Genomic DNA, 25,083 nt, shown 5'->3' on the forward strand with positions numbered 1-25,083 from the left:
CCGCCCCACCGCACCCACCGGCCACGTGCCGGTGGGTGCGGTGTCGCATGGTGCCGACAGCACGCGTGATCGTCGAGTCACCTCGCGGCGATCCGGGATGACGATAGAGTGAGCCAGATCACACTTACTGGAGGGCATCATGAACCACGTGTATAGCGTCACGGAAATCGTCGGCTCGTCACCGAACGGGACGGACGAGGCGATCACCAACGCGATCGCGGAAGCATCCAAGTCCCTGCGCAACCTCGAGTGGTTCGAGGTGCAGTCTGTCCGCGGAAAGCTGGACGGGGACAGCGTGGCCCACTGGCAGGTGACCATCAAGGTCGGGTTCCGGCACGAGTCCTGAGCGTCGTCTGACCCGCCGGCCGGGCATGCTCCCCGCTCGGCGAAGAGTCGATCCGGCATCCACCCGCATATAGTCGGGCGAGGAGCTGGCGTCGGTTCCCTGATGATGGGAGTCCGAATGTCCGGAACCGCTGAACCGTCCGATACCGCCTCCGGTACTACACCGGGTGAGGTCGCCACCGAGGGGCATCTCCTCACCCTCGGTTTCCTCGCGGGCTCCACCATGGAGAACGAGCGGCGGCTCCCGATACACCCCCGTCACCTTGACCGGATCGATCCGGACGTGCGTGCGCGGATGGTCGTCGAGCGCGGCTATGCCGCTGACTTCCAGCTGGAACCCGGCTACGTCGAGTCGCGCGTGGGCAGGGTCGCGGATCGCGCCGAGGTGATCGCCGCCGCCGATGTGTTGTTGCTGCCGAAGCCCCAGTTGGACGACATGACCGATATCCCCGAAGGTCGCGTCCTGTGGGGATGGCCCCACTGCGTGCAGGATGCGGGATTGACGCAGGCAGCGATCGACCGCCGGCTCACCCTCATCGCGTTCGAGGCGATGAACCACTGGACCCGTCAGGGCGAATTCAGCCTGCACGTGCTCCACAAGAACAACGAGCTCGCGGGCTACTGCTCCGTGCTGCACTCGTTGAGCCTCATCGGGTCGACCGGCGACTACGGGCCACGACTCAGTGCGGTCGTGATCGGCTTCGGCGCGACGGCACGAGGCGCGGTGACCGCCCTCAAGGCGCACGGGATCCACGACATCCAGGTCCTCACACAGCGCGGCGCCTCGGCGGTCGGCTCCCCGATCCACAGCGCACAGATCACCCAGCTCAACACCGACGAGGGCGAGACGCATCTCAGCACGGTGCCCACCGAGGACGGCGACGTCCTCCTCCCCACGTTCCTCGCCTCGCACGACATCGTGGTCAACTGCACGCTCCAGGACGTCACGGCCCCGTTGACCTACCTGCGGACCGTGGACCTGGAGGAGTTCGCTGCGGGCAGCCTGATCATCGACGTCTCGTGCGACGCCGGCATGGGCTTCGAGTGGGCGCAGCCCACCGGATTCGACGATCCGATGTTCACCGTCGGGCAGGGAGTGAACTACTACGCCGTCGACCACAGCCCGTCCTACCTGTGGAACGCGGCGACGTGGGAGATCAGCGAGGCGCTCCTGCCGTTCCTGCGCACCGTGATGGAAGGTCCCTCCGCATGGGAGGAGAACCCGACGATCACCCGGGCGATCGAGATCCACGAGGGCGTCATCAAGAACCCCGACATCCTGGCGTTCCAGGGCCGCGAACCGGACTTCCCTCACGCGCGGACCGCCGACCAGGTGTGAAGTCCGGGGAGATCTGGTCGTCTGCCGTCGATGTCGGCCGGAAGCCCGTTCCGGTCTGAAGGGTGCCGCGGAGGTTGCCCGGTTGTGCCCGTCACGGTTCGATGACCGGATGACTGTCGAACGAATCGTCCCCAACCTCACCGTCTCGGACCTCTCCCTGGCCGTCCGCGAACACACCACCGCCCTGGGACTCAGGGTCGTGATGGACCACGGGTGGATCGTCACCCTGGAAGGTGCGGGTGGCCGGCAATTGAGCCTGATCACCCGCGACGCCACCGCGCCCGTGAACCCGGACGTCTCCGTGTTCGTCGACGACATCGGCGCCGCGTACGACGCCGCGACAACCGCCGGGGTCGAGATCCTCCACCCCCTGACCGACGAGGACTGGGGAGTCACGCGCTTCTGCTACCGCGATTCCTCGGGCAACGTGGTGAACGTCGGTGCGCACTCGGGGTAGTTGTCGGACACGACGGTTCCCACCGGGCATACCGCGTCACGGACGAGTCAGGGTTCGTGCCTCACCCGGCGCTGGTCACCCTCCGAGCACCCGCGAGAGTCGCTTCTTGCCGCGGTTCTCCCGCACGATCCAGGCGACGTCCGGATCGGTCTGGTCGAGGGCCGCGAACGCCGCGAGGCCGGGCTCCGGATCGGCCGCCACCGCGACGCTCCAGCAGTAGCCGAGGCTCTGACGCATTGTCCGGACGTCGGCGTGCTTCCGCTCGTCGGCGGGGTGCGCCACCAGCCCCGCAGTGCACCGCCGGCAGACCTCGACCGCCGTCGCCGCGGCCTCGTGCGTATGAAGCAGGCGCGGCTCGCAGATGGCGGCTACTGCCGCTCTCCGGACCAGGGGGTGCTCGTCGTCGGCCCAGTCCAGCACGATCCGCTCGAGGGCCGGGAAGTCGTGGTCGCCGAGTCGCTGAAGCCCCGTCGCGACGGCTTCGCGCACCCGCCACCGCCCGTCCTTGCTCAGCTCGTGCAACCGGGCGGCGACCTGCTGGTCAGCGGCCGCCTCGCCGATGCCGACCACGCCGCAGAAGGTCCGATACTCGTCGCCGCTGGCGATCAATTCATCGAACATCGCTCCGTCGCCCAGGTCGGCGACGGCCATGGCCAGCTGCGTGTTGGCGCGGGGACCCGGGAGACGGGAGTGCGCGTCCAGATATGCCGGCCATGCCGATCGATCCCGGAGGCTGAGCTCATGGCGGTGCTGAGTCATACCGGGCATGACACCACACCAGGGATCCCGCCTCTGCCGGGATGGGGACTCGGGTGCACCGTCACACGCTGTCGGCTGGGGGCGCCTTCAGCAGCTCGGCGAGCGAGCTCTCCGGATCGGCGAGCCGACCTGGGTCAATCGGCAGTCGCTCATTGAGCACGCGGCGGCTGAACATGAACTCCTTGGGGCGGTTGACGCAGTCGGCCGCGATCATCTCCCCCTCCTTGAAATAGAAACAGGCGAAGCTACGACCGGCCACCGGATCTCCGCGGAGCACCACCTCGTCGTAGCCATCGTTGAGGCCGGCGATCTGCAGCTTGAGTTCGTACTGGTCCGACCAGAACCACGGTAGTGCCGAGAGCGTCTTCGATTTCCCACACATGGTCGCCGCGGCCACCTTGGCGTGCTCACCTGCGTTGGGCACCGACTCGAGGCGCACGTGGCGCTCATAGCGGGGTGAGTAGAAGCTCGCACAATCCCCCGCGGCGACGATGTCGGGGTCACTGGTCAGTCCGCTGCCATCGATGGCGATTCCGTTGTCCACCGCCAGGCCGGCGGCCTCGGCCAGCTCGGTGTTGGGCACGACGCCGATACCCACGATGACGAGGTCGGCGTCGAGGAGTTCCCCATCAGCCAGGCGTACGCCGCGCACACGGTCATCCCCCTCGATAGCGGCGACCGTGACGTCGGTACGCAGTTCAACGCCCTCCTCGCTGTGGACGCGGGCGTAGAACGCGGATACCTCTGGTGCCGTGACCCGCTGCAGCACCCGCTGGGCGCTTTCCAGAACCGTCACCGAGGTGCCGCCCAGCGTTCGCAGCGAGGCCGCTGCCTCCAAGCCGATGTAACCGGCGCCGATGATGACGACGTTGCGGGTGTCGGCAAGTCGATCGCGGATGGCCTCGATGTCAGAGGCGTCCCGCAGGTAGTGCACACCGTCGAGCTCGGCGCCCGCGATGTCCAGACGGCGCGGACGCGCACCCAGACAGAGCGCCAGCGTGGCGTAGCCGATCTCCTCGCCGTCACTGAGCGTGATCGACCGTGCTTGGCGATCGAGTGCCGTGACCCGGGCGTGACGGAGGGTGATGCCCTGTTTCTCGTAGTAGTCCGGCGGGCGGATGAGCAGGTCATCAAGACTGGACGTACCCGAGAGATAGGTCTTGGACAGCGGCGGGCGGTGGTAGGGCAGCGTCGGCTCGTCGCCGATCAGCAGTATCTCCCCTACCCACCCCTCCTGACGCAGGCTGGCGCAGAGCTGCGCGCCGGCATGGCTGGCGCCGATGACGATCGCCCGGTCACTCACCACAGAGGCCCTCTCCTGCTCGCCATCCACCTGTCAGGCCGACTGCTTCTTGGTGAGCTGGACCATCATCGTCGAGTAACCCCGAACGAAGTTGGATTGCACGATCTCCGGCTCCGACAGCACCTCGATGTCGGAGAACCGCACCAGCAGCTCCTCCCAGAGGATCCGCAACTGCATCTCAGCCAGCCGGTTGCCCATGCACCGGTGCACACCGAACCCGAATGCCACATGGCTGCGCGCGTTGGCGCGGTCGATGATGAGCTCGTCCGGACGCTCGAAGTGGCGCTCGTCGCGGTTTCCCGAGGAGTACCACATGACGAGTCGGTCGCCTTTCCGGATGAACTGCCCGTTGAGGACCGTGTCCTCCTTGGCAACGCGGCACATGTAGGCCAACGGGGTCTGCCAGCGGATGATCTCGGACACCATGTTGGGGATCAGCCCTGGATTGGCGCGGAGTTTGGCGAACTCGTCCGGGAACTTGTTCAGTGCCAGAACGCCGCCGGTCATCGAGTTGCGGGTGGTGTCGTTGCCACCGATGATCAGCAGTGTCAGGTTACCGATGAACTCCATCGGGCGGTTGATCAGATCCTTGGTGCTCTCGTGCGACTGGAGCAGACTGATCAGGTCGAAACCCGGCTCCTCACCGGCAGCCGTGCGTGCGGCCTTGTCGTGCCAGAGGGTCGCGAAGTCGCGGGACATCTCGATCGCGGCCGCGAACATCTCGTCGACGTCGGAGGTGCCGCCGGTGGCCCCGGAGCTGCCTGCTGCCAGGTCGGACATCTCCGCGAGCTTGCGCCGCTGGTCGTAGGGGAAGTCCAGCAGGGTCGCGAGCATCCGCGAGGTCAGCTCTTTGGAGACCTTGTCCACCCAGTCGAACGGTTCGTCGACGGGCAGGTCATCGAGCACCTCCTGCACACGTACACGGATCAGTTGTTCCATCTCTTTGAGGTTCTTGGGCGCCACCACACCCTGCACTGCCTGACGCTGGAGGTCATGTTTCGGCGGGTCCATGGCGATGAACATCTCGACGTCCAGGCCCTCCGGCGGGGCACCGATCACGATGTACGGCTCGGCCGAGAACAGATGGTGGTTCTTGTCGACGGCGAGGATGTCCTCGTGGCGGGTGATCGACCAGAAGGGACCGAAGGCGCTCCTCGGTTGGAAGTGCACCGGCGCCTCGTCCCGCAGCCGCTTGAAGTAGGACTGCCATTGTCCTTGCCGGTACATGAACGGATTGCTCATATCGATGTCTGAGAGCGCTACGTCTGCCGCGTCGGGAATCGGTGCTTCGATGAAGACCGGCGGCTGGGCGCTCTTGAACGCAGCCCGCTTCGCCTTGCTGTACAGCTGCGCTCCGCGGATCTGCATGTGGAGTGGAATGCTTGCTTGTGCCTTGTCGATCGCCTTGTCGAGAACGCTCATGAGTTGACCTGCCTTGCCCTGGCTCGAAGGATGTCTGGCTGCACTACATCTGGAATTCGGGGAGATGAACTGTCATGCCGTCCATCTCTTCTGAGACTGTGATCTGGCACGACAGTCGCGAGGTCGACTGACGTTCGGGCGTCAGATCGAGCATCTCTTCCTCGTCGTCACCCTGCTTTCCCGTGAGGCTCACCCATTCGCTGCCGACGATGACGTGACAGGTGCCACAGGCACACTCACCGCCGCAGTCGCCATCGATACCCGTGACCCCATTACTGGTAGCGATCTGCATCAGCGACTGTCCGTCGACGATCGCGGTCTCATGCTCTTCGCCCTCGTACGAGACAAAAGTGATCTTCCCCATGTGCTACTTCCTTCCAGAAGGTGCAAGTTGCCTGCCGACTTCCGCGTGGACGTAGCCACTGAAGGACATCGATCCATCCTAGGAACCGGGCAGTTCCTAGTTAAGCAGGCTTGCCAGCGCGATGTGTCAAGATTGCGCAATGACTGATCCAGGCGTCGTGGTCCGGCCGTTCCGAGGCGTCAGTGCGGCAGATCGTGTGCGGCAACGTCGCGACGCACTACTCGACGCGGGGCTCAGCGCCCTCGCCGACGGATCACTCGCCTCTGTCACCGTCGACGACGTCAGTGCACGGGCAGGCCTGTCAAAGCGCTACTTCTACGAGCACTTCCGCACCCGCAATGACCTGTTCGCCGCCTTGGTTGATCGACTGATCGAGCAGGTGACCGCAGCTGCCGCGAGCCCCTCGCGGGCGCCGAACACCTGCATGCTCGGCCGCCTGGAGGAAGCGGTGGTGGGCGTCGTGTCAGTCCTGATCGAGGACCCGGGCAATGCGCAACTGTTCGTGGACACCATCGGCGGCGACCAGCTCAGGGATTCCGTTCAACGGACCGAGCATTCCATTGCCGCCATTCTCATCGATGTGACGATCGCGAACACGCAGGTGACGGCGAGAGAACGCACTCGCCTGGATATGGCGGCCCTCATCCTCGTGGCCGGCACGGCGCAGGCGGTGAGCGATTGGCTGAACGGCGAGATCGAGCTGTCGCGGACCGAACTGCTCGAGGAGATCGTCCGCCTTGCGTCGGCGGCGATCCACACCATCCTCCCCGACCTCTGACGCAAGGCGGTCGATCTCTTCCGCGCAGGGTCGTGACGCCGAGTCCCCACACGCGCGGAACGGCGGCAGCTCGTAGCCTCGGGACATCACACTCATCCAGGAGGCATCGTGAGCACCACACCCGAATCCCGGCCCGTCCACGACGATGACCTCGTCCACCTCCGCAGATGCGTGGACCTGGCGAGGGAGGCACTGGCGGCTGGCGACAAGCCCTTCGGCTCACTACTGGTGGACCAGACAGGTGAGGTCCGGTTCGAGGACCGCAACCGCGAATCGAGCGGCGACGCCACCCTGCACCCGGAGTTCGCCATCGCGCGGTGGGCCGCGGAGAACATGACTCCCGACGACCGCGCGTCGAGCATCGTCTACACCTCGGGCGAGCACTGCGCGATGTGCAGCGCCGCCCACGCGTTCGTGGGGCTCGGGCGGATCGTCTACGCCTCCAGCGGCGCGCAGTACGCCGAATGGAAGGCATCACTCGGTATGGACCCCGGACCACTCGCCCCGCTCGGGATCACCGACGTGGCCCCGGCCATTCCCACCTCCGGTCCGGTCCCCCCGCTGGCCGAGGAGATCAGGCTGCTGGTGGAGGAGTCCGTCCGGGCGGATCAGCGTCGCAGCAGCTGACTGTATGGATCGTTCAGCGCTCGCCCGGCCGGTCCCGCGCCTCCACCGCGCTCCAGACCTGGCGCCAGTGCGCAGCGAGGGAGTCGAGGGTCTCGTGCGCGTTCAACCCGCTCGGTTGCGGCAGCACCCACAGCACCACGTCGCCGGGCCACCCCGGTACATCTGAGGTGTCCTGCTCCCCGTAGCCGGCCTTCGGTCGCTCGAATGCAGTACGGAAGGCAGTGACTCCCGCGACGGCGACGACCGCCGGACGCAGCTCCCCGGCCACCGCGGCCACGCGCGCCGCGCCAGCGCGCAATTCCTCGCGGGAGAGTTCATCGGCCCGCGCGGTGGCACGCCCCACGAGGTTCGTCATGCCGATGCCTCGCGAGAGCAATTGCTCCTCGTCGGCGACCGACAAGCCCACCGCGGCATCGACGACGTGATCGGTCAGCCCCGCCCGGTGCAGAGACGGCCAGAAGCGGTTCCCGGGCCGCGCGAAAGGTGCATTGACCGCGGCGGTCCACAACCCGGGGTTGACCCCGACGATGAGCAGTCGCAGCTGCCCGGCATCGGCGGGCAGGACATCGTCGACCCCGTGCGGATCGTCCGTGGCGAACCCGGCGAGTTCGTCACGCCTCGGGCGGCGACCGCCCAGAGGGGAAGGCCGCCGCGGGACGCCGGTCACGACCGTCCGGCGTCGATCTCGCGCTGATGCACGCGGACGAGGTCACGGATCAGGTCGTCGGGAAGGGGCGTGGCCAGCGTGAACTGGATCGCGTGCGCGGTGGTCGTGTAGTTCTCGAGCCGATCCTTCAGCTCCTCGATCGCCCACGAGGAGGGGTAGAAACTCATGTGCTTCTTGGAGGAGGTGTAGTACACCAATGCTCGGTTCTTGTACTTGAGGGTCGGCATCCCGTAACTGATCGTCTCTTCGGTGTCGGGAACGAGTTGCTTGACGAGCGCCCGGATCCGTTCGAGTTCCGCGCGGCGCGCCGGGTCGAGCGCACTCAGATACTCCTCGACGGTTGTCGCCTTCTCAGCCATGGTGCGAGATTAGCGTGGAACCCACCGAGCGAGCGCCACGGATAGAGGACACGCTCAGGCCTCTTCACCTGACAGGCTGGGACCATGAGCCCGACGGACAGCCCTGACGCACCATTGATCGTGGCGAACATCGAACGGTGGCGCGAGTGGCTGATCACGAACGACGAGAGCTGCGACGGGATCTGGCTGATGCTCGCCAAGAAGGGGGTCACCTCACCCACCTCGCTCTCCTACCAGGAGGCGCTCGAGGAGGCGCTGTGCAGCGGGTGGATTGATGGCCAGCGCAGGTCGCGCGACGAGAATACGTTCGTGCAACGGTTCACGCCCCGCCGCGCTCGCTCGATCTGGTCACTGCGGAACGTCGAGATCGTCACTCGGCTCGCCGAGGAACAGAGGCTCCGGCCGCGGGGCGTCGCGGAGATCGAGCGGGCGAGGTCCGACGGCCGTTGGGACCGCGCCTACGCCGGCCCCGCGACCGCACAAGTCCCCGAAGTCCTCGCCGCCGCGCTCGAGGCGACGCCGGCAGCCGGGGACGCCTTCGCCCGACTCACCCGCGCCGAGCGCTACAGCGCGATCCACCCTCTCCTGGTGGCCCCAGACGACGCCACTCTCGAGCGACACGTCGGACGGCTGATCTCGCGGCTCACGTCGCCCTGATCAGGTCCCCCACGCGACATGATGTGACGACGACGAGGGCGGCAGTCGCCACGGTGAGACGGCCGGCACTGTCCGACAGTTCCCCCAGGTCCGGCTATCCAGAGCGTCGATCCTCTTGTCTACACCGTTGCAGCCGACGTGAGCCCCACTCGCCAGCCCGATTCACGGGGAGTCGAGCAGCTCGATTCCGTAGTCGGCGACGACGGCCCGCACCTCAGCGAGGTAGCGCTGCGCCTGTGCAGTGAGCGGGATCCCGGAATGGCTGATCCAGCCGATCTCGATGCTCTCGTCCACGTCGAGCGGGATGGCGACGATCTCCGGGTCGAGGTCGTCGCTGATGATTCCGGTGGAGATTGTGTACCCGTCGAGACCGATCATGAGGTTGAAGATGGTCGCGCGGTCGGAGACCCTGATCTCTCTTTTGCTCGACCGGGTGGAGAGGATCTCCTCGGCGAAGTAGAACGAGTTGTTCGCGCCCTGGTCAAAGGTGAGCCTGGGCAGGTCCGCGAGGTCGTCGAGGGTGACGCGTTCCCGGGATGCCAAGGGGTTCTGCCGGGAGATGAAGATGTGCGGCAGCGCTGCGAAGAGTGGGTGGAAGACCAGGCCGGAATCGCGGAGTAGCTTGTCGATGACCTTCCGGTTGAAGTCGTTCCGGTAGAGCACACCCACCTCGCTGCGGAGGGTCCGGACATCCTCGATGATGTCCCAGGTTCGAGTCTCACGAAGCGAGAACTCGTACTGTTCCGCCTCGCCTGATCGCACCATCCGGATGAACGCCTCCACCACGAACGAGTAGTGCTGCGCCGACACCCCGAGCAGTCGGCGGGACGGCGGCTGACCGAGGTAGCGCTGCTCCAGTAGGGACATCTGCTCGACCACCTGCCTGGCGTAGCCGAGGAATTCCGCTCCCTCGTCGGTCAGCGTCACTCCTCGGGCGGATCGGACGAGGAGGGTGCGACCCACTCTGTTCTCCAGGTCCTTCATGGAGGCGGACATGGTCGGCTGGGCGACATAGAGCAGCTCCGCAGCGCCGGTGATCGAGCCTTCCGCCGCGACCTCGATGAAGTAGTGCAGCTGCTGGAGGGTGATTCCCCTGGACTCTCGGCGCATAGCTCAAGGCTATACAGATCCATAACAAATGGTAGTTACCCGATAACTGAACTGGGACTGCACGATGGGGACACAGACTTTCCGCAGCGCCGAGCCCGGCCGATCGAGACCCGAACTGGACGCACATGTCGAACGAATTCACTTATCGCATCACCACCACCCGCTTCGACGAGAACTACTCACCGTCGAAGAATTCCCGAACCACCACGAACTTCGCGAACCTGGCCCGAGGCGAGCACCGTCAGCAGAATCTCCGCCGAACCCTGTCGATGATCAACCATCGGTTCAATGACCTCGCGCGCCGGGACAATCCGACCGGGGACCGCTTCTCCGTCGAGCTCGAGATCGTCTCCGCCGAGCTGCAGTTCAGCTCTGATGGCACGGACCACCGGTTCCCCCTGATCGAGGTACTGGATATGCAGATCGTCGACCGGGAGACCGGAGCCCGCATCCCCGGGATCGTCGGGAACAACTTCTCGTCCTACGTCCGCGATTTCGACTTCAGCGTTCGGCTGCCGGCGGTCAACGAGGGCAGCTCCGAGTTCACCGTGCCCGGCGACTTCGGCGACCTGCACGGCAAGTTGTTCCAACACTTCCTCGACTCCGAGGCCTACCGGGAGCGCTTCGAGGTGGAGCCCGTGATCTGCATCAGTGTGTCGACGAGCCGGACCTACCGCCGTACCGGACACCACCATCCGACCCTCGGAGTCGAGTACCAGCAGGACGACTATTCGTTGACCGACGAGTACTTCCGCAAGATGGGGCTCCAGGTCAGGTATTTCCTGCCGCCCGGCGGTGTCGCCCCGCTCGCGTTCTACTTCCGCGGCGATCTGCTCAGCGATTACACCGACCTGCAGCTCATCGGCACGGTGAGCGTCATGGAGACCTTCCAGCGGATCTATCGGCCCGAAATCTACAACGCGACCTCCCCCGCCGCAGAGATCTACCGACCGACCCTGGAACACGAGGACTACTCACCCACCCCGATCATCTACGACCGTGTCGAGCGCAGTCAGCTCGCGAAGAAGCAGGGCACGTACACGGAGGAACGCTTCATTAACCCCCACCGCGAGCTCCTCGAGCAGTGGGCCGCCCGCTACCCCGTTCTCGTCGGATGACCACCGGAGGAAAGTCGACCATGAACCAGATCCTGCCCACGTCCACCGTCGGCAGCCTGCCCAAGCCCTCGTGGCTCGCCCAGCCTGAAACCCTCTGGGCGCCCTGGAAGTTGCAGGGCGATGAGTTGGTCGAGGGTAAGCAGGATGCGCTGCGCATCGCCGTGAAGGAGCAGAGCGACCGCGGAATCGACATCGTCAGTGACGGCGAGCAGACCCGTCAGCACTTCGTGACGACGTTCATCGAGCATCTCGACGGGGTCGACTTCGAGCAGCGCGAGACGGTTCGGATACGCAATCGCTACGACGCGAGTGTGCCCACCGTGGTCGGTGACGTGAGCCGCTCCACGCCGGTCTTCGTCGACGACGCGAGATTCCTCCGACAGCAGACCGATCAGCCGATCAAGTGGGCACTCCCCGGCCCCATGACGATGATCGACACGCTCTACGACGGCCACTACTTCAGCCGCGAGAAATTGGCGTGGGAGTTCGCGACGATCCTCAACCAGGAGGCGCGAGACCTGGAGGCTGCGGGGGTCGACATCATCCAGTTCGACGAGCCCGCGTTCAACGTCTACTTCGATGAGATGAAGGACTGGGGCGTGGCGACCCTGGAAAGGGCGACAGAGGGATTACGTGCGGAGACCGCAGTGCACATCTGCTACGGCTACGGGATCAAGGCGAACACCGACTGGAAGGCAACCCTCGGCTCCGAATGGCGACAGTACGAGGAGTCGTTCCCCCTCCTCCAACAGTCCAGCATCGCCATCATCTCGCTGGAGTGCCACAACTCCCGTGTCCCGATTGACCTCGTCGAACTCGTCCGGGGCAAGAAAGTCATGCTCGGGGCCATCGACGTGGCCAATGAGAAGATCGAGACTCCTGAGGAGGTCGCCGCCACCATCCGCAACGCGCTGCAGTTCGTCGACGAGGACAAACTCCTGCCGAGCACCAACTGCGGCATGGCGCCCTTCTCCCGGGACATCGCACTGGCGAAGTTGAGCGCGCTCAGCGCGGGTGCGCGCATCGTTCGTGAGGAGCTATCGGCCGCGAAGCCCTGACCTATCGGCCTGAGATCGGCGGCGGCCCCGCCTGCCATGGCAGACGGGGCCGTCACTGCGCTCAGGGTCACACGTTGAAGCGGAACTCCACCACGTCGCCGTCGGCCATCACGTAGTCCTTGCCCTCCATGCGCACCTTGCCGGCGGCCTTGGCGGCGGCCATGGAACCGGCGGCGTCGAGGTCGGAGAAGGACACGATCTCGGCCTTGATGAAGCCCTTCTCGAAGTCGGTGTGGATCACACCGGCGGCCTTGGGGGCGGTGTCGCCCTTGCGGATCGTCCAGGCGCGCGACTCCTTGGGGCCTGCGGTGAGGTAGGTCTGCAGCCCGAGGGTGTGGAAGCCGGCGCGGGCGAGCGCGTTCAGGCCCGGCTCGTCCTGGCCGATCGACTCCAGCAACTCCATGGCGTCGTCGTCGTCCAGCTCGCGGAGCTCGGACTCGACCTTGGCGTCGAGGAACACGCAGTCGGCGGGAGCCACGGCGGCGCGCAGCTCGGCCTGACGCTCCGCGTTGGTCAGCACGGCCTCGTCGGCGTTGAACACGTAGAGGAACGGCTTGGCGGTCATCAGGTGCAGGTCGCGCAGCAGGGTGCGGTCCACCTCGTCCTGGGCCTTGAACAGGGTGCGTCCGTCCTCGAGCACGGTCTGCGCCTTACGGATCTCCTCGAGCTGCGGCAGCAGGGACTTGTCCTTGCGGGACTCCTTCTCGAGGCGCGGGATGGCCTTCTCGAGGGTCTCCATGTCCGCCAGGATCAGCTCGGTGGCGATCACCTCGATGTCGGCCATCGGGTCGACCTTGCCGTCCACGTGGATCACGTCCGGGTCGTCGAACACCCGCACCACCTGGCAGATGGCCTCGGCCTCGCGGATGTTGGCGAGGAACTTGTTGCCCATGCCCTCACCGGTGCTGGCGCCCTTGACGATGCCGGCGATGTCCACGAACGAGACGACCGCAGGCAGGATCCGCTCGGAACCGAAGATCTCGGCCAGGCGGGCCAGGCGGGGATCCGGCAGGTCCACGACCCCGATGTTCGGCTCGATCGTGGCGAACGGGTAGTTCGCGGCTAGCGCGTCGTTGTTCGTCAGGGCGTTGAACAGGGTCGACTTACCGACGTTGGGCAGTCCGACGATTCCGAGGGTGAGGCTCACGAGGCCCGAGTCTACGTCCCGCGTCTCCCGGGTCCCCTCCCCGCCACCCCGGCCGATCCCCGGGAGCGCACCCGCGTGACCTCTGACATCATGTGTGGCATGAGTGACGAGCCGAAACCGCCTCCTCCAGTGGTCACCGAAGAGGAGCACGTCGACCGGTCCGTCATCATCGGGCTCGGCGGGCGCTGGGTCTCCGACTGGGCGCTGCGACTGGCCATCCTGCTCGTGGCGGGATGGCTGCTGATCCAGATCGGCGGCGCCCTGTGGGTCGGCATCCTGCCCATCCTCCTGGCGCTCATCGTGTCGACCGTCCTGTGGCCCCCGACGGGATGGATGACCCGTCGTGGCGTCCCCAAGGCCCTGGCCGCGCTCTTCGCGATACTCGGATCCGTCGGGGCCATCGCGGGAGTCCTCGCGTTGATCGCCCCGTCGATCATCGAGCAGAGCGTCCAGCTGGCGGACCAGACCTCGGAAGCCATCGGCGAGGTCCAGGACTGGTTGCGTGGTCCGCCGCTCAACATCCGGGACGAGCAGCTCGACGGTGTGCTCGGCCAGCTCAGCTCCACCCTTCAGGACCGCGGCGACCAGATCGCCAACGGTGTGTTCACCGGTGTGACCGCGGTGGGCTCGCTGGTCGTCACCTTTGTCCTGGTCCTCGTGCTCACCTTCTTCTTCATCAAGGACGGCCCCCTGTTCCTGCCGTTCGTGCGCCGGATCGCGGGTCGCAACGCCGGCCGTCATCTCACCGAGGTGCTCACCCGCAGCTGGAACACGCTCGGCGGGTACATCCGCGCCCAGGCGATCGTGTCGTTCGTCGACGCGTTCTTCATCGGACTCGCGCTGGTCATCCTGGGAGTACCGCTGGCCTGGGCGTTGGCGGTCATCACCTTCCTGGCCGGGTTCATCCCCATCGTCGGTGCGTTCACGGCCGGCGCGTTGGCGGTGCTCATCGCGCTGGTGGCCAACGGTCTCACCACCGCGATCATCGTCCTGGTCGTGATCATCGCCGTGCAGCAGTTGGAGGGCAACGTACTGCAGCCCCTACTGCAGTCGCGGGCGATGAACCTGCATCCCGTCGTGATCCTGCTCGGAGTGGCCGCGGGCGCCACCCTGTTCGGGATCATCGGTGCGTTCCTCGCGGTGCCGATCCTGGCGGTGGTCGCGGTGATGCTCCGGTACCTCGGCGAGCAGATCGATCTCCGGACCGGGGACGTCACCGCGTCGGACCTCGCCTCCGCCACCGACGAAGGTCGGCTGACGGCGTGGCTCGGCGAGATGTCCAGTTCCCGGTTCGCGCCGCTGCGCAAGAGCAGCAGCGCGATCATGGCGGGGATCAAGGACACCCGACCGGGCCTGTCCCCGGCGCCCCATCAGGACCGGGGTGTGGCCGTCGCCGAGGTCGGTGACGGCGGGTCGGAGGGTGTCGAGGTCGGGGGTGGCTACGCCCGGGACGACGACGAGGCGGGCGCCCCGCCCGGCGCCGCCATCGACGAGTCCGCGGATCGACCCCTGCCGGAACCGGGCCCCGTCGACCCGCAGGCGGTCTCGGGCAACCGGCCCTCCCCTGCCGAGGACAAGCCCAACGCCCTGCGACGCTTCGGCAGATTCCTCGCTCGACGACTCGAGAGTTAGAGTCTCATCCTGTGAGCACACGTAGGAGCGGACGGGTCCCGGCGGACGAGAGGTCCGTCGTCTCGACCGTTCGTGGCCTCCCGGCCTGGTCCGCGGTCCTGCTGGCGGTGGCGATCGCACTCACCGGGGTGGCCATCGATTCCCTCTCCGGGGACCTCGGCACCGGGTTCACCGTGGCGTACTTCCTGGGCTGCCTGATCGCGGTCCTGGCGGTCTCCCGCCGGTCGCTGTTCGCGGCCGGCGTACAGCCGCCGATCATCATGTCGGTGCTCGTACCGCTGGCCTCGGTGATCGCCGGCGCAGGTCTGACCGCGGACGCCTTCGCGCGTTCCCAGTTGATCTCGCTGGTCCTGCCGCTGGCGACGAGGTTCCCGCTGATGCTCACCACCACGCTCGTCGTGGTGGCGATCGCGCTCATCCGGGCGTTCGTCCTCGAACCCCGCGTGACCCGCCCGGTGGCGGTCCACCGGCAGCGGGTCGCCCCGGCACACGCCCGCCGCTGAGGCTCCTGCGGATCAGACCTTCTTGGGGACCCGTAGTTCGCGGGGCAGCGAGAACGTGATGGTCTCCTGGGCGGTACGGACCGAGGAGACGTCGTTGTAGCCGTGGTCGGCCAGCAGGTCCACCACACCGCGCACCAGCAACTCCGGCACCGAGGCACCCGAGGTCACCCCCACGGTGTCGACGCCCTCGAACCAGGACGTGTCGATTTCCTTGGCGTAGTCGACAAGGTGCGCGTCGCGTGCGCCGGCCTGCAGGGCCACCTCGACGAGGCGCACGGAGTTGGACGAGTTCTGCGAGCCCACCACGATCACCAGGTCGCACTGCGGGGCCATGGTCTTGACCGCGACCTGCCGGTTCTGGGTGGCGTAGCAGATGTCGTCCGACGGCGGATCGATCAGCGTCGGGTACTTCTCCTTGAGTCGGCGCACCGTCTCCATGGTCTCGTCCACGCTGAGCGTGGTCTGCGAGAGCCAGATCAGCTTCTCGGTCTCCACGGGGATGTCCAGTGCGTCGACGGACTCCGGGCCGTCGACCAGGGTCACCACGTCGGGCGCCTCGCCCGCGGTCCCCTCGACCTCCTCGTGACCCTCGTGGCCGACCAAGAGGATCAGGTAGCCCTCACGGGCGAAGCGCTTGACCTCGGTGTGGACCTTGGTCACCAGCGGGCACGTGGCGTCGAAGGTGTTGAGCTCGAGCTGGAGGGCGCTCTCCCGCACGGCCGGCGAGACGCCGTGGGCGGAGAACACCAGGTTCGACCCGTGGGGGACCTCGTCCGTCTCGTCGACGAAGATCACGCCCTGGTCGGTGAAGGACTCCACCACGTATTTGTTGTGGACGATCTCCTTGCGGACGTACAGCGGCGCTCCGTGCTTGGCCAGGGCCTTCTCGACCGTCTCGACGGCCCGGTCGACGCCGGCGCAATAGCCGCGCGGTTCCGCGAGAAGCACTCGCTTGGTTGCCGGTTCGGCGATCATGTCGGTCTGCTCGGTCATGCCCCCAGGGTACGGTTCATACTGGATTCCGACCATCACGCCTCCCGGACGCCCCCCGGCAGAGAGGTTCCCATGCTCCGTCCCTTCTTCCTCACCCGTGTCTCGATCGGGGTCGCCGCCTCCGCGGTGGAGCTCGCCGTGGAGCTCCCCGGCCGCGCGCTCCAGGCGGCTGTGACGCTGCCCGCCGTCCCCGTGAAGGTCGCCGGCAGCCTGGTGCAGTCGTACCTCCACGCCGGCCAGACCGTCGCCGGACTCGCGGTCAAGGGCGACCGGGTGATCGCGGCGGTGTTCCCCGCCCGGGAGGACAAGCCGGAATGGGCGACGTTCGACGAGGACCTGGACGCGGACAGTGCCGGAGCCGGAAACGGGGCCAGTGCCGGAGCCGGAGCCGGGGCCGGAGCCGGGGCCACGACCACGGTCGGCCCGGACGGGGACCACGGTCCCGGCGGCGACGAACCCGACGTACCTACCGGTCGCGTCACCCCGCGCAGAACGTGACCACCGGCTCCGCGAGGACCCCCAGCAGCCCCGAACAGCCTTGGCCGGTCCGGGTGGTCTCGGACCAGATCGCCAACTGGATCCACCGGCTCGGCGCCGTCTGGGTCGAGGGTCAGATCACCCAGCTGAGCCTCCGCCCGGGCACGCGGACGGCGTTCCTGACGCTCCGCGACCCCTCGGTGGACAACTCGCTGAGCCTCACCTGCCCGCCCAGGCTCATCTCCGAGGCGCCGGTGCCGGTCACCGAGGGCAGCCGGGTCGTGGTCCGTGGAACCCCCCGGTTCTACACCGGTCGTGGCTCGTTCTCGCTCCAGGTCTCCGAGATCCGCCCGGTGGGCATCGGCGAACTCCTCGCCCGGATTGAGAGGCTCAAGCAGGCACTGGCCGCGGAAGGGTTGTTCGACCCGCGACTCAAACGCCCGTTGCCGTTCCTCCCGACCTGCGTCGGGCTCGTCACCGGTCGTGCGAGTGCCGCCGAGCGCGACGTGGTCGAGGTGGCCCGGGGTCGGTGGCCCGACGTGCGGTTCGCCGTCCGCAACACCGCGGTCCAGGGCCCGACGGCCGTGCCGCAGATCCTCGAGGCGTTGGCGGAACTCGACGCCGACCCGGTCGTCGACGTGATCATCCTCGCCCGCGGCGGGGGTTCGGTCGAGGATCTGCTCCCGTTCTCCGACGAGGCGCTGGTGCGGGCGATCTCGCGGTGCCGGACGCCCGTGGTCAGCGCGATCGGGCACGAGCCGGACTCCCCTCTCTCCGATCTGGTCGCAGACCTGCGCGCGGCCACCCCCACCGACGCCGCCAAGCGGGTGGTCCCGGACGTCGCCGAGGAGCGCCGCCGAATCGTCGAGGCCCGCTCCCGCACCGCCCGTGCCCTGCGGGGATGGGTGGAACGGGAACGCACTCAGCTCGCGGCGATCCGCTCCCGCCCCGTGATGGCGAACCCATACGGGATCGTCGACTCGCGGGCCGAGGTGGTGGCTGAGGCGCTCCGGGCGGCCCGCCGGGACATCACCCGGATCATCCAGACCGAGTCCACGTCCCTGGTCCACCTCTCGGCGCGCCTTACCACGCTCGGTCCGGCGGCCACCCTGGCACGCGGTTATGCGGTGGTCCAGTCCGTCGCCGGGGCCAATGACGGGCGGGTGGTCTCCTCCATCGCCCACGCCCCTCCCGGTTCGCAACTGCGTATCCGGGTATCGGACGGGGCCCTGTCCGCCGCCGTTCTCGGCTCCACCCCCGCCGCGGGACGGACGGCCGCCACCAGCCCCGTGCCCTCCGGCCCCACCGCACCCGACGCTGACCTGCCCACCACACCCGAGCTCACTACTACAGAGCCCACCACACCCGAGCCCCCCACCACCGAGCCCACCACCACCGAGGAGCAGTCCTGATGTCCGACGAGCCGACCCCCGTCTCCGAGCTCGGCTACGAGCAGGCCCGCGACGAGCTGATCGAGGTGGTCCGCATCCTCGAGGCCGGCGGCCAGGACCTGGACGCGTCCCTCGCGCTCTGGGAGCGTGGCGAGGAGCTCGCCGCGCGGTGCACCGAGCACCTGGACGGTGCACGCGACCGGATCGACGCGGTGTTGGGCGACGACGACGCAGGCAGCCGCAGCTAGTAGGCCGCCGCCCGGGTGACCCGAGCCCCCGCGGCTACCGCTGACTCGGGAGCGGTTCGGCGTCCTGGACGGCCGCGGCCAGCGCCTCGAAGTCAGAGGAGGTCGCCGACCCGGTCACGGCCACCCGGACGTCGTCCAGGTCCAGCACCCACACCGGGCGGACGTCGTCACCGGTGTACACGGTCCACTCCTGCCCGGTCACCGGCACGATCGTCCGGCTGGGTCGCGGACCGCCGTTGAGTGACCGGAAGGCCTCCTCGGGGGCGTCGGACTGGACCAGTTCGACGAAGCTGCGCTCCCCCGTCACCCAACCGACGTGGCTCGAGGTGGTGTCGGCGAAGCTCTCGACGCGACCGGAGTTGGAGGTCCACCCCTCCGGGACGTCCGGGGAACGAACCGGGAAACCCAGGCTGCGCGCGTCCTGGCGCAGGGAGGCCTCGGCGTCGAACTCGGGGATCGCCCCCTGCTGCGGACCGGAAGGGCTGAAGGTGCACTGGCCGGCGACCCCGGCGAAGATCCCGACGATGGCCATGAGCACCACCACCGACCAGAACATGTCGCGGTTGCCCTGCAGGATTCTCGGTTTCGGCTCGGCCACGGCTGCGAGTATCCCACCCACCCGGGGCATGTCGGGCGCCTGGCCCCCGGCGGGGGCCGCGAAGTGCAACAATGAGCGCCGACACCCCATCGTGACGCGAGTGGCCACGTCTACCCGCGCCCAGCTATCCGAGGAGCCCGACGCCACATGTCAGACGCCCTACGCCCCGACCGTAACCTCGCCATGGAGCTCGTCCGAGTAACCGAGGCCGCCGCGCTCGCGGCCGGCCGCTGGGTGGGCCGTGGCGACAAGCTCGGGGGCGACGGCGCGGCCGTGGACGCCATGCGTGAGCTCATCGGCACCGTCGACATGGACGGCGTCGTGGTGATCGGTGAGGGCGAGAAGGACGAGGCGCCGATGCTGTTCAACGGCGAGAAGGTCGGCACCGGGCACGGCCCGGCGGTTGACGTGGCCGTGGATCCGATCGACGGGACCCGCCTCATGGCCGAGGGACGGCCCAACTCCATCGCCGTCATCGCGGTCGCGGAGCGGGGCTCGATGTTCGACCCCTCGGCGGTCTTCTACATGCGCAAGATCGCCGTGGGACCGGACGCGGTCGGTCACATCGACCTGTCCAAGTCCACGGAATGGAACATCCTGTCCGTGGCCAAGGCGAAGAACATCGACGTCGGGGACATGACCGTGTGCGTCCTCGACCGGCCCCGGCACGCCGAGCTCATCGCGGAGATCCGCGCGGCGGGCGCCAAGGTCCGGTTGATCATGGACGGGGACGTCGCAGGCGGCGTGGCCGCGGCCTCCGATGACAGCTCGGTGGACATGCTCATGGGGATCGGTGGCACCCCCGAGGGGATCATCACCGCCTGCGCCATGAAGTGCATGGGAGGCGAGATCCAGGGTCAGCTCTGGCCCCAGGACGAGGCCGAGCACAAGAAGGCGGTCGAGGCCGGCCTGGATGTTGACGCGATTCTGGGCACGGACGACCTGGTCCGGGGGGACAACTGCTTCTTCGCCGCGACCGGTATCACCAACGGGGACATGGTCCGTGGCGTGAGCTACCGCGCGAACGGAGCCGTCACCAGGTCCCTGGTCATGCGCTCGAAGTCCGGCACCGTCCGGCACGTCGAGGCCCGCCACCGCATGGAGAAGCTCCGCGAGTTCTCGGCGGTCGACTACGGCCAGGGTGCCCAGAACCAGTAATCCCGATCGACAACGAGGTCGGGCCCGCTGCGCTGGTCGCCAGCACGGGGCGGCGGGCCCGCCTACTCTGGCCGTATGGCCGACCAGACTGAATTCCGTATCGAGCACGACACCATGGGTGAGGTCCGGGTCCCCGTCGACGCGCTCTGGCGCGCTCAGACGCAGCGGGCCGTGGAGAACTTCCCGGTCTCGGGGAGCGGCCTCGAGCGCGCACAGATCCGCGCGCTCGGCCTCCTCAAGTCCGCCTGTGCGACCGTCAACGGTCGCCTCGGCCTGCTGGACGGGGCCAAGGTCGACGCCATCGTCGCCGCAGCCGGTCGCATCGCCGAGGGCGAGGTGGACGAGCACTTTCCCGTCGACGTCTTCCAGACCGGATCCGGTACCAGCTCCAACATGAACGCCAACGAGGTCATCGCCTCGCTCTGCGCGGCCGAGGGCGTCACCGTCCATCCGAACGACGACGTCAACATGTCGCAGTCCTCCAACGACACCTTCCCCACCGCCACACACGTCGCCGCGACGGAGATGGCGCTGACCGAGCTCGTTCCCGCGCTGGGAGTGTTGGCCGAGTCGTTCGAGAGGAAGGCCACCGAGTGGCGGGACGTGGTCAAGTCCGGTCGTACCCACCTCATGGACGCGGTCCCCGTGACACTGGGCCAGGAGTTCGGCGGGTACGCGCGCCAGATCCGGGCCGGGGCAGAGCGCGTGTGCGCCACCCTGCCCCGGGTGGGCGAGCTCCCGATCGGAGGCACGGCGGCGGGCACCGGCCTCAACGCGCCGGACGGTTTCGGCACCGCCGTGGTCGAGGAGCTCCGGTCCCTCACCGGGCTCGAGGAGTTGCGTCTGGCCGAGGACCCGTTCGAGGCGCAGTCCGCCCGTGACGGTCTCGTGGAACTCTCCGGGGCGCTGCGCACGATCGCCGTCTCACTCACGAAGATCGCCAACGACGTCCGCTGGATGGGTTCCGGTCCGATGACCGGGTTGTCCGAGATCCACCTTCCGGATCTGCAGCCCGGGTCGTCGATCATGCCCGGCAAGGTCAACCCCGTGCTCTGCGAGACCATCTCCCAGGTGGCCGCCCAGGTCGTGGGTAACGACGCCGCCGTCGCCTGGGCCGGCGCGACCGGGGCCTTCGAGCTCAACACCGCTATCCCGGTGATGGCCCGCAACGTCCTCGAGTCCGCTCGAATCCTCACCACCTCGTCCACCCTCTTCGCCGAGCGCTGCATCGACGGGATCGAGCCCGACGTCGACCGGATGCGCCGCTACGCCGAGTCCTCGCCGTCGATCGTCACACCGCTCAACTCGGCGATCGGCTACGAGGAGGCCGCCCGGGTGGCCAAGCACGCCCTGGCGGAGGGGATGACGATCCGTGAGGCCGTGATCGCCCTGGGCTTCGTCCCCGACCCGCTGAGCGAGGACGAGCTGGACCGCCGCCTCGACGTGCTCGGGATGACGGGGCTCGACCGCACGCGCTGACGCCGGGGGCTGGCGTGGGGGTTCTGGCGTGGGGGTCCGGCGTCGGGGGTCTGCCACACAGCGCGGACACACACCGACCGGACGCGACCACAGGCGCCAGGCTGCGCTGCGTGTCTGGTCCGGACACGCAGCGCAGCCTCTGCTCGCCCGCGCATTCGGCCAGCGCGAGCGGCGGTGGCGCCCTCACACGGCGGTCACGCCGCGTGGATCCGGCGCAGCGCACCCGGCTCGCCGCCGGGGTGGAACTCCTCCAGCATGGTGGTGACGAGCTCGGCGATGGCCGAGCGCTCCGAGCGGTTGAGGGTGACGTGCGCGAACAGCGGATGCCCCTTGAGCTTCTCCACCACCGCCTGGATCCCGTCGTGGCGACCGACCCGCAGGTTGTCCCGCTGGGCCACATCGTGGGTGAGCACGACCCGCGAGCCCGTTCCCAGCCTGGAGAGCACCGTGAGCAGGACATTGCGCTCGAGGGACTGCGCCTCGTCGACGATCACGAAGGAGTCGTGCAGGCTCCGGCCACGGATGTGGGTGAGCGGCAGCACCTCCAGGATGTCCCGGTCCATGACCTCGTCGATCACGTTCTCGCTGACCAGACCCTCGAGGGTGTCAAATACGGCCTGTGACCACGGGGACATCTTCTCGGCCTCGCCACCCGGCAGGTATCCGAGCTCCTGGCCGCCGACGGCGTAGAGGGGGCGGAACACCACGATCTTGCGGTGGCGGCGACGTTCGAGGACCGACTCGAGTCCGGCGCACAGGGCGAGCGCGGACTTGCCGGTGCCGGCCCGCCCGCCGAGGGAGACGATCCCGATCGACTCGTCGAGCAGGCAGTCGATCGCGATGCGCTGCTCCGCGGACCGGCCGCGCAGGCCGAACACCTCGACATCGCCACGGACCAGCTTGAGGCCGCCGCCGTCGGTGACGCGGGCCAGCGCCGACGACGACTCGGTCTGGACCCGGATCCCGCAGTGCACCGGTGTCTCCCCGTCCAGGCCGGCGGCCCGGGCCGCGAGCGGAGAGGCCCCGCCGTCGGAGAACAGGGTGTCCACGAGGTCCTGGGTGGCGGGCAGGTTGGAGACCCCGCTGTAGCCGGTCAGCACCACGTCCTGGGCGTGGTACTCGTCGGCGGGCAGGCCCACCGAGCCGGCCTTGACCCGCAGGGGCACGTCCTTGGACACCAGGACGGTGTCGAGGCCTTCCGCGCGGAGGTTGAGCGCGCACGCGAGAATCCGGGCGTCCTCCCCGGTGTTCCGGAAACCGGAGGGCAGTATCGCCTGGTCGGTGTGGTTGAGCTCCACCCTCAGGGTGCCGCCCTGGTCGGTGATGGGCAGATCGCCGTCGAGCCGTCCGTGGCGCAGTCGCAGGTCCTCGAGGAGTCGGAGTGCCTCCCGGGCGAAGTATCCGAGCTCGGGGTGGTGACGCTTGCCCTCCAACTCCCCGATCACCGCGATGGGCAGCACCACGCGGTGCTCGGCGAAGCGGGTCACGGCCCACGGATCAGAGAGCAGAACCGAGGTGTCGAGGACGTAGGTACGTACGGTGTCGGTCACGGCGGACTCCTGGCCCGCGGCACCGCGGGCGAGCTGGGGGTGGACCGGTCGGCTCAGGTCACCTGGTGGTGACGGGGCCGGGTGCCGGCCCCCTCCCGATCGAGTGGATCGATCATCGGCTGGGACCTCCCGACGGTCGGCTTCCCCACCGACCGTTGCGACCTACGCTACGCCGGAATCACAAGAGTGTGAGTTAACTCATCGTGAATTCGTGAGGCTCCTCCGGCGGCCGGGACGGCGACTACGTCACGACACCCTCTCGAAGGCTGCGGCCAGGCCCTGCCCCCCGCCGAGGCACATCGTCTCCAGCGCGAACCGGCCCTGTCTCCGGGCGAGCTCACGGCACACGGTGGTGAGGATACGTGTCCCCGTGGCGCCGACGGGGTGACCGAGAGAGATCCCGGAACCGTGCACGTTGAGCCGCTCGCGGTCGGCGGTGGTGAAGCCGAACCCGGACTCCCACTCGCGCAGGCACGCCAGGACCTGGGCGGCGAAGGCCTCGTTGAGTTCGATCAGGTCGAAGTCCGCGAGGCGCAACCCGAGTGTGTCCAGCAGTTCGGCGGTGGCGGAGACGGGTCCGATCCCCATCCGGGCCGGATGCACCCCGGTCACCGACCAGCCCAGCGGTCTCACGTACGCCCGCAGGCCGAGGGCCGCAGCGCGCCCGCGGGTGGTCACGACGCACACGGCGGCGCCGTCGTTCTCACCGCTGGCGTTGCCGGCGGTCACGGTCGCGTCGGGGTCGACGCGGGAGCGCACGGGACGCAGCGCCGCCAGCGAGTCGGCGGTGACTCCTCGTCGCGGGTGCTCGTCGGTGTCGACGACGACGTCGTCCCCCCTGCGCTGAGGGACCCGCACCGGCACGATCTCCTCGTCGAACACTCCCCCGTCCTGCGCCGCGATCGCGCGCCGCTGGCTCTCGGCCGCCAGCTCGTCCTGCTCCCCGCGGGAGATCGAGTACTCGGCGCGGAGGTTCTCGGCGGTCTCGAGCATCCCGCCGGCCACCGGGTGGTCCCGACCGCCCGACGTCACCCGGCCTCGCGCAATCCGGTCGACGAACTCCACGCGGTCGCCGCGGACCCCACCACGCAGTCCCAGCGAGTAGAACTCACTGTTCGACATCGATTCCGCTCCCCCGGCGATCACCACGTCGCTCACGCCCACGGCCACCTGCATGGCGGCGTTGAGCACGGCCTGCAGACCGGATCCGCACCGACGGTCGATCTGGATCCCGGGGGTGCGGATGTCCAGCCCGGCGTCCAGGGCCGCGACGCGTCCGATCGCCGGGGCCTCACCGTTCGGGTAGCACTGCCCCAGGATCACGTCGTCGACGTCCGTGGCGGCCAGACCGGTCCGCTCGACCAGTCCGGCGATCGCGGCCGCGGCGAGATCGGCGGCCCCGAGTGGGGCGAGGGCGCCGTGGCGGCGCCCCACCGCGGTGCGCACGGGTTCGCAGACCACGATGTCGGCCAGGGCCTCCGCCATGCGGGGACCGGGTCCCCGGGTCATGGCGTGGCTCCTCGGGGCACCTGACGCGCGGTGCG

General features: G+C 68.1%; 27 protein-coding genes. 15 read left to right on the forward strand and 12 right to left on the reverse strand.

Annotated elements, in window-relative coordinates; all coding sequences use genetic code 11:
• Window positions 1-139: 139 nt before the first annotated feature.
• The 3 genes from A6048_RS10485 (at window position 140) to A6048_RS10495 (ending at window position 2,141) form a co-directional block, all read left to right on the forward strand.
• Window positions 140-346 (forward strand): dodecin, encoded by a 207-nt coding sequence (locus tag A6048_RS10485; RefSeq protein ID WP_107749098.1) that lies wholly within the window; start codon window positions 140-142, stop codon window positions 344-346.
• 222 nt (window positions 347-568) lie between these two features.
• Window positions 569-1,684, forward strand: coding sequence for a N(5)-(carboxyethyl)ornithine synthase (locus tag A6048_RS10490; protein WP_235027399.1), 1,116 nt, complete (start codon window positions 569-571; stop codon window positions 1,682-1,684).
• A 109-nt stretch (window positions 1,685-1,793) separates the two neighbouring features.
• Window positions 1,794-2,141 carry a VOC family protein gene (locus tag A6048_RS10495; RefSeq protein WP_107749100.1) on the forward strand — a complete coding sequence of 116 codons (348 nt, stop codon included), beginning with the start codon at window positions 1,794-1,796 and terminating at the stop codon, window positions 2,139-2,141.
• Window positions 2,142-2,216: 75 nt separating this feature from the next.
• Here the strand turns inward: A6048_RS10495 and A6048_RS10500 are convergent, their stop codons facing one another.
• The 4 genes from A6048_RS10500 to A6048_RS10515 form a co-directional block, all read right to left on the reverse strand.
• Entirely contained in the window at window positions 2,217-2,900 is a 684-nt protein-coding gene (locus tag A6048_RS10500; protein ID WP_244911003.1) for a HEAT repeat domain-containing protein, read from the reverse strand.
• Between the two features lie 61 nt (window positions 2,901-2,961).
• Window positions 2,962-4,206 carry an NAD(P)/FAD-dependent oxidoreductase gene (locus tag A6048_RS10505; protein ID WP_107749102.1) on the reverse strand — a complete coding sequence of 415 codons (1,245 nt, stop codon included), beginning with the start codon at window positions 4,204-4,206 and terminating at the stop codon, window positions 2,962-2,964.
• A gap of 30 nt (window positions 4,207-4,236) precedes the next feature.
• The gene (locus A6048_RS10510) at window positions 4,237-5,625 is read right to left on the reverse strand and encodes a cytochrome P450 (protein ID WP_107749103.1); all 1,389 of its coding nucleotides are present in this window, start codon (window positions 5,623-5,625) and stop codon (window positions 4,237-4,239) included.
• Window positions 5,626-5,668: 43 nt separating this feature from the next.
• Entirely contained in the window at window positions 5,669-5,989 is a 321-nt protein-coding gene (locus A6048_RS10515; protein ID WP_107749104.1) for a 2Fe-2S iron-sulfur cluster-binding protein, read from the reverse strand.
• A gap of 157 nt (window positions 5,990-6,146) precedes the next feature.
• On the opposite strand from A6048_RS10515, the gene A6048_RS10520 reads away from it, so the two are divergent.
• Together A6048_RS10520 and A6048_RS10525 are read left to right on the forward strand one after the other, a co-directional pair.
• Complete coding sequence (locus A6048_RS10520) at window positions 6,147-6,767, forward strand: TetR/AcrR family transcriptional regulator (RefSeq protein ID WP_235027396.1); 621 nt, start codon at window positions 6,147-6,149, stop codon at window positions 6,765-6,767.
• A 108-nt stretch (window positions 6,768-6,875) separates the two neighbouring features.
• On the forward strand, window positions 6,876-7,394 hold the full coding sequence (locus A6048_RS10525) for a nucleoside deaminase (protein ID WP_107749106.1): 519 nt from the start codon (window positions 6,876-6,878) through the stop codon (window positions 7,392-7,394).
• Window positions 7,395-7,407: 13 nt separating this feature from the next.
• Here the strand turns inward: A6048_RS10525 and A6048_RS10530 are convergent, their stop codons facing one another.
• Window positions 7,408-8,061 (reverse strand): mismatch-specific DNA-glycosylase, encoded by a 654-nt coding sequence (locus A6048_RS10530; RefSeq protein WP_107749107.1) that lies wholly within the window; start codon window positions 8,059-8,061, stop codon window positions 7,408-7,410.
• Window positions 8,058-8,420, reverse strand: coding sequence for an iron chaperone (locus tag A6048_RS10535; RefSeq protein WP_107749108.1), 363 nt, complete (start codon window positions 8,418-8,420; stop codon window positions 8,058-8,060). Before A6048_RS10535 ends, A6048_RS10530 begins: the two co-directional genes overlap by 4 nt.
• An 84-nt stretch (window positions 8,421-8,504) precedes the next feature.
• Here A6048_RS10535 and A6048_RS10540 point away from each other — a divergent pair, with 84 nt between their 5' ends.
• A complete protein-coding gene (locus A6048_RS10540) occupies window positions 8,505-9,077 on the forward strand; it encodes a YdeI/OmpD-associated family protein (protein WP_107749109.1) in 573 nt (190 codons plus the stop codon).
• Between the two features lie 162 nt (window positions 9,078-9,239).
• On the opposite strand, the gene A6048_RS10545 is transcribed toward A6048_RS10540, so the two are convergent.
• Window positions 9,240-10,187: a LysR family transcriptional regulator gene (locus tag A6048_RS10545; protein ID WP_107749110.1), complete on the reverse strand. Its 948-nt coding sequence runs from the start codon at window positions 10,185-10,187 to the stop codon at window positions 9,240-9,242.
• A gap of 125 nt (window positions 10,188-10,312) precedes the next feature.
• Between A6048_RS10545 and A6048_RS10550 the strand changes: the two genes are divergently transcribed.
• Together A6048_RS10550 and A6048_RS10555 are read left to right on the forward strand one after the other, a co-directional pair.
• A complete protein-coding gene (locus A6048_RS10550; protein ID WP_107749111.1) occupies window positions 10,313-11,305 on the forward strand; it encodes a putative oxygenase MesX in 993 nt (330 codons plus the stop codon).
• A gap of 20 nt (window positions 11,306-11,325) precedes the next feature.
• Window positions 11,326-12,363, forward strand: coding sequence for a methionine synthase (locus tag A6048_RS10555; protein WP_107749112.1), 1,038 nt, complete (start codon window positions 11,326-11,328; stop codon window positions 12,361-12,363).
• A gap of 67 nt (window positions 12,364-12,430) precedes the next feature.
• Here A6048_RS10555 and ychF read toward each other — a convergent pair whose 3' ends face one another.
• Complete coding sequence (gene ychF / locus A6048_RS10560) at window positions 12,431-13,510, reverse strand: redox-regulated ATPase YchF (RefSeq protein WP_107749113.1); 1,080 nt, start codon at window positions 13,508-13,510, stop codon at window positions 12,431-12,433.
• A gap of 99 nt (window positions 13,511-13,609) precedes the next feature.
• Between ychF and A6048_RS10565 the strand changes: the two genes are divergently transcribed.
• Complete coding sequence (locus A6048_RS10565; RefSeq protein ID WP_107749114.1) at window positions 13,610-15,142, forward strand: AI-2E family transporter; 1,533 nt, start codon at window positions 13,610-13,612, stop codon at window positions 15,140-15,142.
• Window positions 15,143-15,153: 11 nt separating this feature from the next.
• Window positions 15,154-15,645, forward strand: a complete 492-nt coding sequence (locus A6048_RS10570) for a DUF6542 domain-containing protein (protein WP_107749115.1) — start codon at window positions 15,154-15,156, stop codon at window positions 15,643-15,645.
• 12 nt (window positions 15,646-15,657) lie between these two features.
• On the opposite strand, the gene A6048_RS10575 is transcribed toward A6048_RS10570, so the two are convergent.
• The gene (locus A6048_RS10575; RefSeq protein ID WP_107749154.1) at window positions 15,658-16,638 is read right to left on the reverse strand and encodes a 4-hydroxy-3-methylbut-2-enyl diphosphate reductase; all 981 of its coding nucleotides are present in this window, start codon (window positions 16,636-16,638) and stop codon (window positions 15,658-15,660) included.
• Window positions 16,639-16,710: 72 nt separating this feature from the next.
• Between A6048_RS10575 and A6048_RS10580 the strand changes: the two genes are divergently transcribed.
• From A6048_RS10580 to A6048_RS10590, 3 genes are read left to right on the forward strand one after another with little or no spacing between them, the layout of a single operon-like run.
• A complete protein-coding gene (locus A6048_RS10580; RefSeq protein WP_107749116.1) occupies window positions 16,711-17,136 on the forward strand; it encodes a hypothetical protein in 426 nt (141 codons plus the stop codon).
• A complete protein-coding gene (gene xseA / locus A6048_RS10585; protein ID WP_107749117.1) occupies window positions 17,133-18,527 on the forward strand; it encodes an exodeoxyribonuclease VII large subunit in 1,395 nt (464 codons plus the stop codon). Before A6048_RS10580 ends, xseA begins: the two co-directional genes overlap by 4 nt.
• A complete protein-coding gene (locus tag A6048_RS10590; RefSeq protein ID WP_107749118.1) occupies window positions 18,527-18,754 on the forward strand; it encodes an exodeoxyribonuclease VII small subunit in 228 nt (75 codons plus the stop codon). Before xseA ends, A6048_RS10590 begins: the two co-directional genes overlap by 1 nt.
• A 34-nt stretch (window positions 18,755-18,788) precedes the next feature.
• On the opposite strand, the gene A6048_RS10595 is transcribed toward A6048_RS10590, so the two are convergent.
• Window positions 18,789-19,352, reverse strand: a complete 564-nt coding sequence (locus A6048_RS10595) for a DUF4245 domain-containing protein (RefSeq protein WP_107749155.1) — start codon at window positions 19,350-19,352, stop codon at window positions 18,789-18,791.
• 147 nt (window positions 19,353-19,499) lie between these two features.
• On the opposite strand from A6048_RS10595, the gene glpX reads away from it, so the two are divergent.
• Window positions 19,500-20,510 carry a class II fructose-bisphosphatase gene (glpX, locus tag A6048_RS10600; RefSeq protein WP_107749119.1) on the forward strand — a complete coding sequence of 337 codons (1,011 nt, stop codon included), beginning with the start codon at window positions 19,500-19,502 and terminating at the stop codon, window positions 20,508-20,510.
• 75 nt (window positions 20,511-20,585) lie between these two features.
• A complete protein-coding gene (locus A6048_RS10605; RefSeq protein WP_107749120.1) occupies window positions 20,586-21,989 on the forward strand; it encodes a class II fumarate hydratase in 1,404 nt (467 codons plus the stop codon).
• 194 nt (window positions 21,990-22,183) lie between these two features.
• On the opposite strand, the gene phoH2 is transcribed toward A6048_RS10605, so the two are convergent.
• Both phoH2 and A6048_RS10615 read right to left on the reverse strand, forming a co-directional pair.
• Window positions 22,184-23,539: an RNA 5'-3' helicase PhoH2 gene (gene phoH2 / locus A6048_RS10610; RefSeq protein ID WP_107749121.1), complete on the reverse strand. Its 1,356-nt coding sequence runs from the start codon at window positions 23,537-23,539 to the stop codon at window positions 22,184-22,186.
• 246 nt (window positions 23,540-23,785) lie between these two features.
• Window positions 23,786-25,048, reverse strand: a complete 1,263-nt coding sequence (locus A6048_RS10615) for an acetyl-CoA C-acetyltransferase (protein WP_235027397.1) — start codon at window positions 25,046-25,048, stop codon at window positions 23,786-23,788.
• Window positions 25,049-25,083: the final 35 nt, after the last annotated feature.

The organism is Dietzia psychralcaliphila, assembly GCF_003096095.1.
Lineage (GTDB): Bacteria > Actinomycetota > Actinomycetes > Mycobacteriales > Mycobacteriaceae > Dietzia > Dietzia psychralcaliphila.

What these genes read in the sequence shown, in the direction of transcription:
- A6048_RS10485 (WP_107749098.1), top strand. Translation starts at nt 140, where the DNA reads ATGAACCACGTGTATAGCGTCACGGAAATCGTCGGCTCGTCACCGAAC.
- A6048_RS10490 (WP_235027399.1), top strand. Translation starts at nt 569, where the DNA reads ATGGAGAACGAGCGGCGGCTCCCGATACACCCCCGTCACCTTGACCGG.
- A6048_RS10495 (WP_107749100.1), top strand. Translation starts at nt 1,794, where the DNA reads ATGACTGTCGAACGAATCGTCCCCAACCTCACCGTCTCGGACCTCTCC.
- A6048_RS10500 (WP_244911003.1), bottom strand. Translation starts at nt 2,900, where the DNA reads ATGACTCAGCACCGCCATGAGCTCAGCCTCCGGGATCGATCGGCATGG.
- A6048_RS10510 (WP_107749103.1), bottom strand. Translation starts at nt 5,625, where the DNA reads ATGAGCGTTCTCGACAAGGCGATCGACAAGGCACAAGCAAGCATTCCA.
- A6048_RS10515 (WP_107749104.1), bottom strand. Translation starts at nt 5,989, where the DNA reads ATGGGGAAGATCACTTTTGTCTCGTACGAGGGCGAAGAGCATGAGACC.
- A6048_RS10535 (WP_107749108.1), bottom strand. Translation starts at nt 8,420, where the DNA reads ATGGCTGAGAAGGCGACAACCGTCGAGGAGTATCTGAGTGCGCTCGAC.
- A6048_RS10540 (WP_107749109.1), top strand. Translation starts at nt 8,505, where the DNA reads ATGAGCCCGACGGACAGCCCTGACGCACCATTGATCGTGGCGAACATC.
- A6048_RS10545 (WP_107749110.1), bottom strand. Translation starts at nt 10,187, where the DNA reads ATGCGCCGAGAGTCCAGGGGAATCACCCTCCAGCAGCTGCACTACTTC.
- A6048_RS10550 (WP_107749111.1), top strand. Translation starts at nt 10,313, where the DNA reads ATGTCGAACGAATTCACTTATCGCATCACCACCACCCGCTTCGACGAG.
- A6048_RS10555 (WP_107749112.1), top strand. Translation starts at nt 11,326, where the DNA reads ATGAACCAGATCCTGCCCACGTCCACCGTCGGCAGCCTGCCCAAGCCC.
- A6048_RS10565 (WP_107749114.1), top strand. Translation starts at nt 13,610, where the DNA reads ATGAGTGACGAGCCGAAACCGCCTCCTCCAGTGGTCACCGAAGAGGAG.
- A6048_RS10575 (WP_107749154.1), bottom strand. Translation starts at nt 16,638, where the DNA reads ATGACCGAGCAGACCGACATGATCGCCGAACCGGCAACCAAGCGAGTG.
- A6048_RS10580 (WP_107749116.1), top strand. Translation starts at nt 16,711, where the DNA reads ATGCTCCGTCCCTTCTTCCTCACCCGTGTCTCGATCGGGGTCGCCGCC.
- A6048_RS10590 (WP_107749118.1), top strand. Translation starts at nt 18,527, where the DNA reads ATGTCCGACGAGCCGACCCCCGTCTCCGAGCTCGGCTACGAGCAGGCC.
- glpX (WP_107749119.1), top strand. Translation starts at nt 19,500, where the DNA reads ATGTCAGACGCCCTACGCCCCGACCGTAACCTCGCCATGGAGCTCGTC.
- A6048_RS10605 (WP_107749120.1), top strand. Translation starts at nt 20,586, where the DNA reads ATGGCCGACCAGACTGAATTCCGTATCGAGCACGACACCATGGGTGAG.
- A6048_RS10615 (WP_235027397.1), bottom strand. Translation starts at nt 25,048, where the DNA reads ATGACCCGGGGACCCGGTCCCCGCATGGCGGAGGCCCTGGCCGACATC.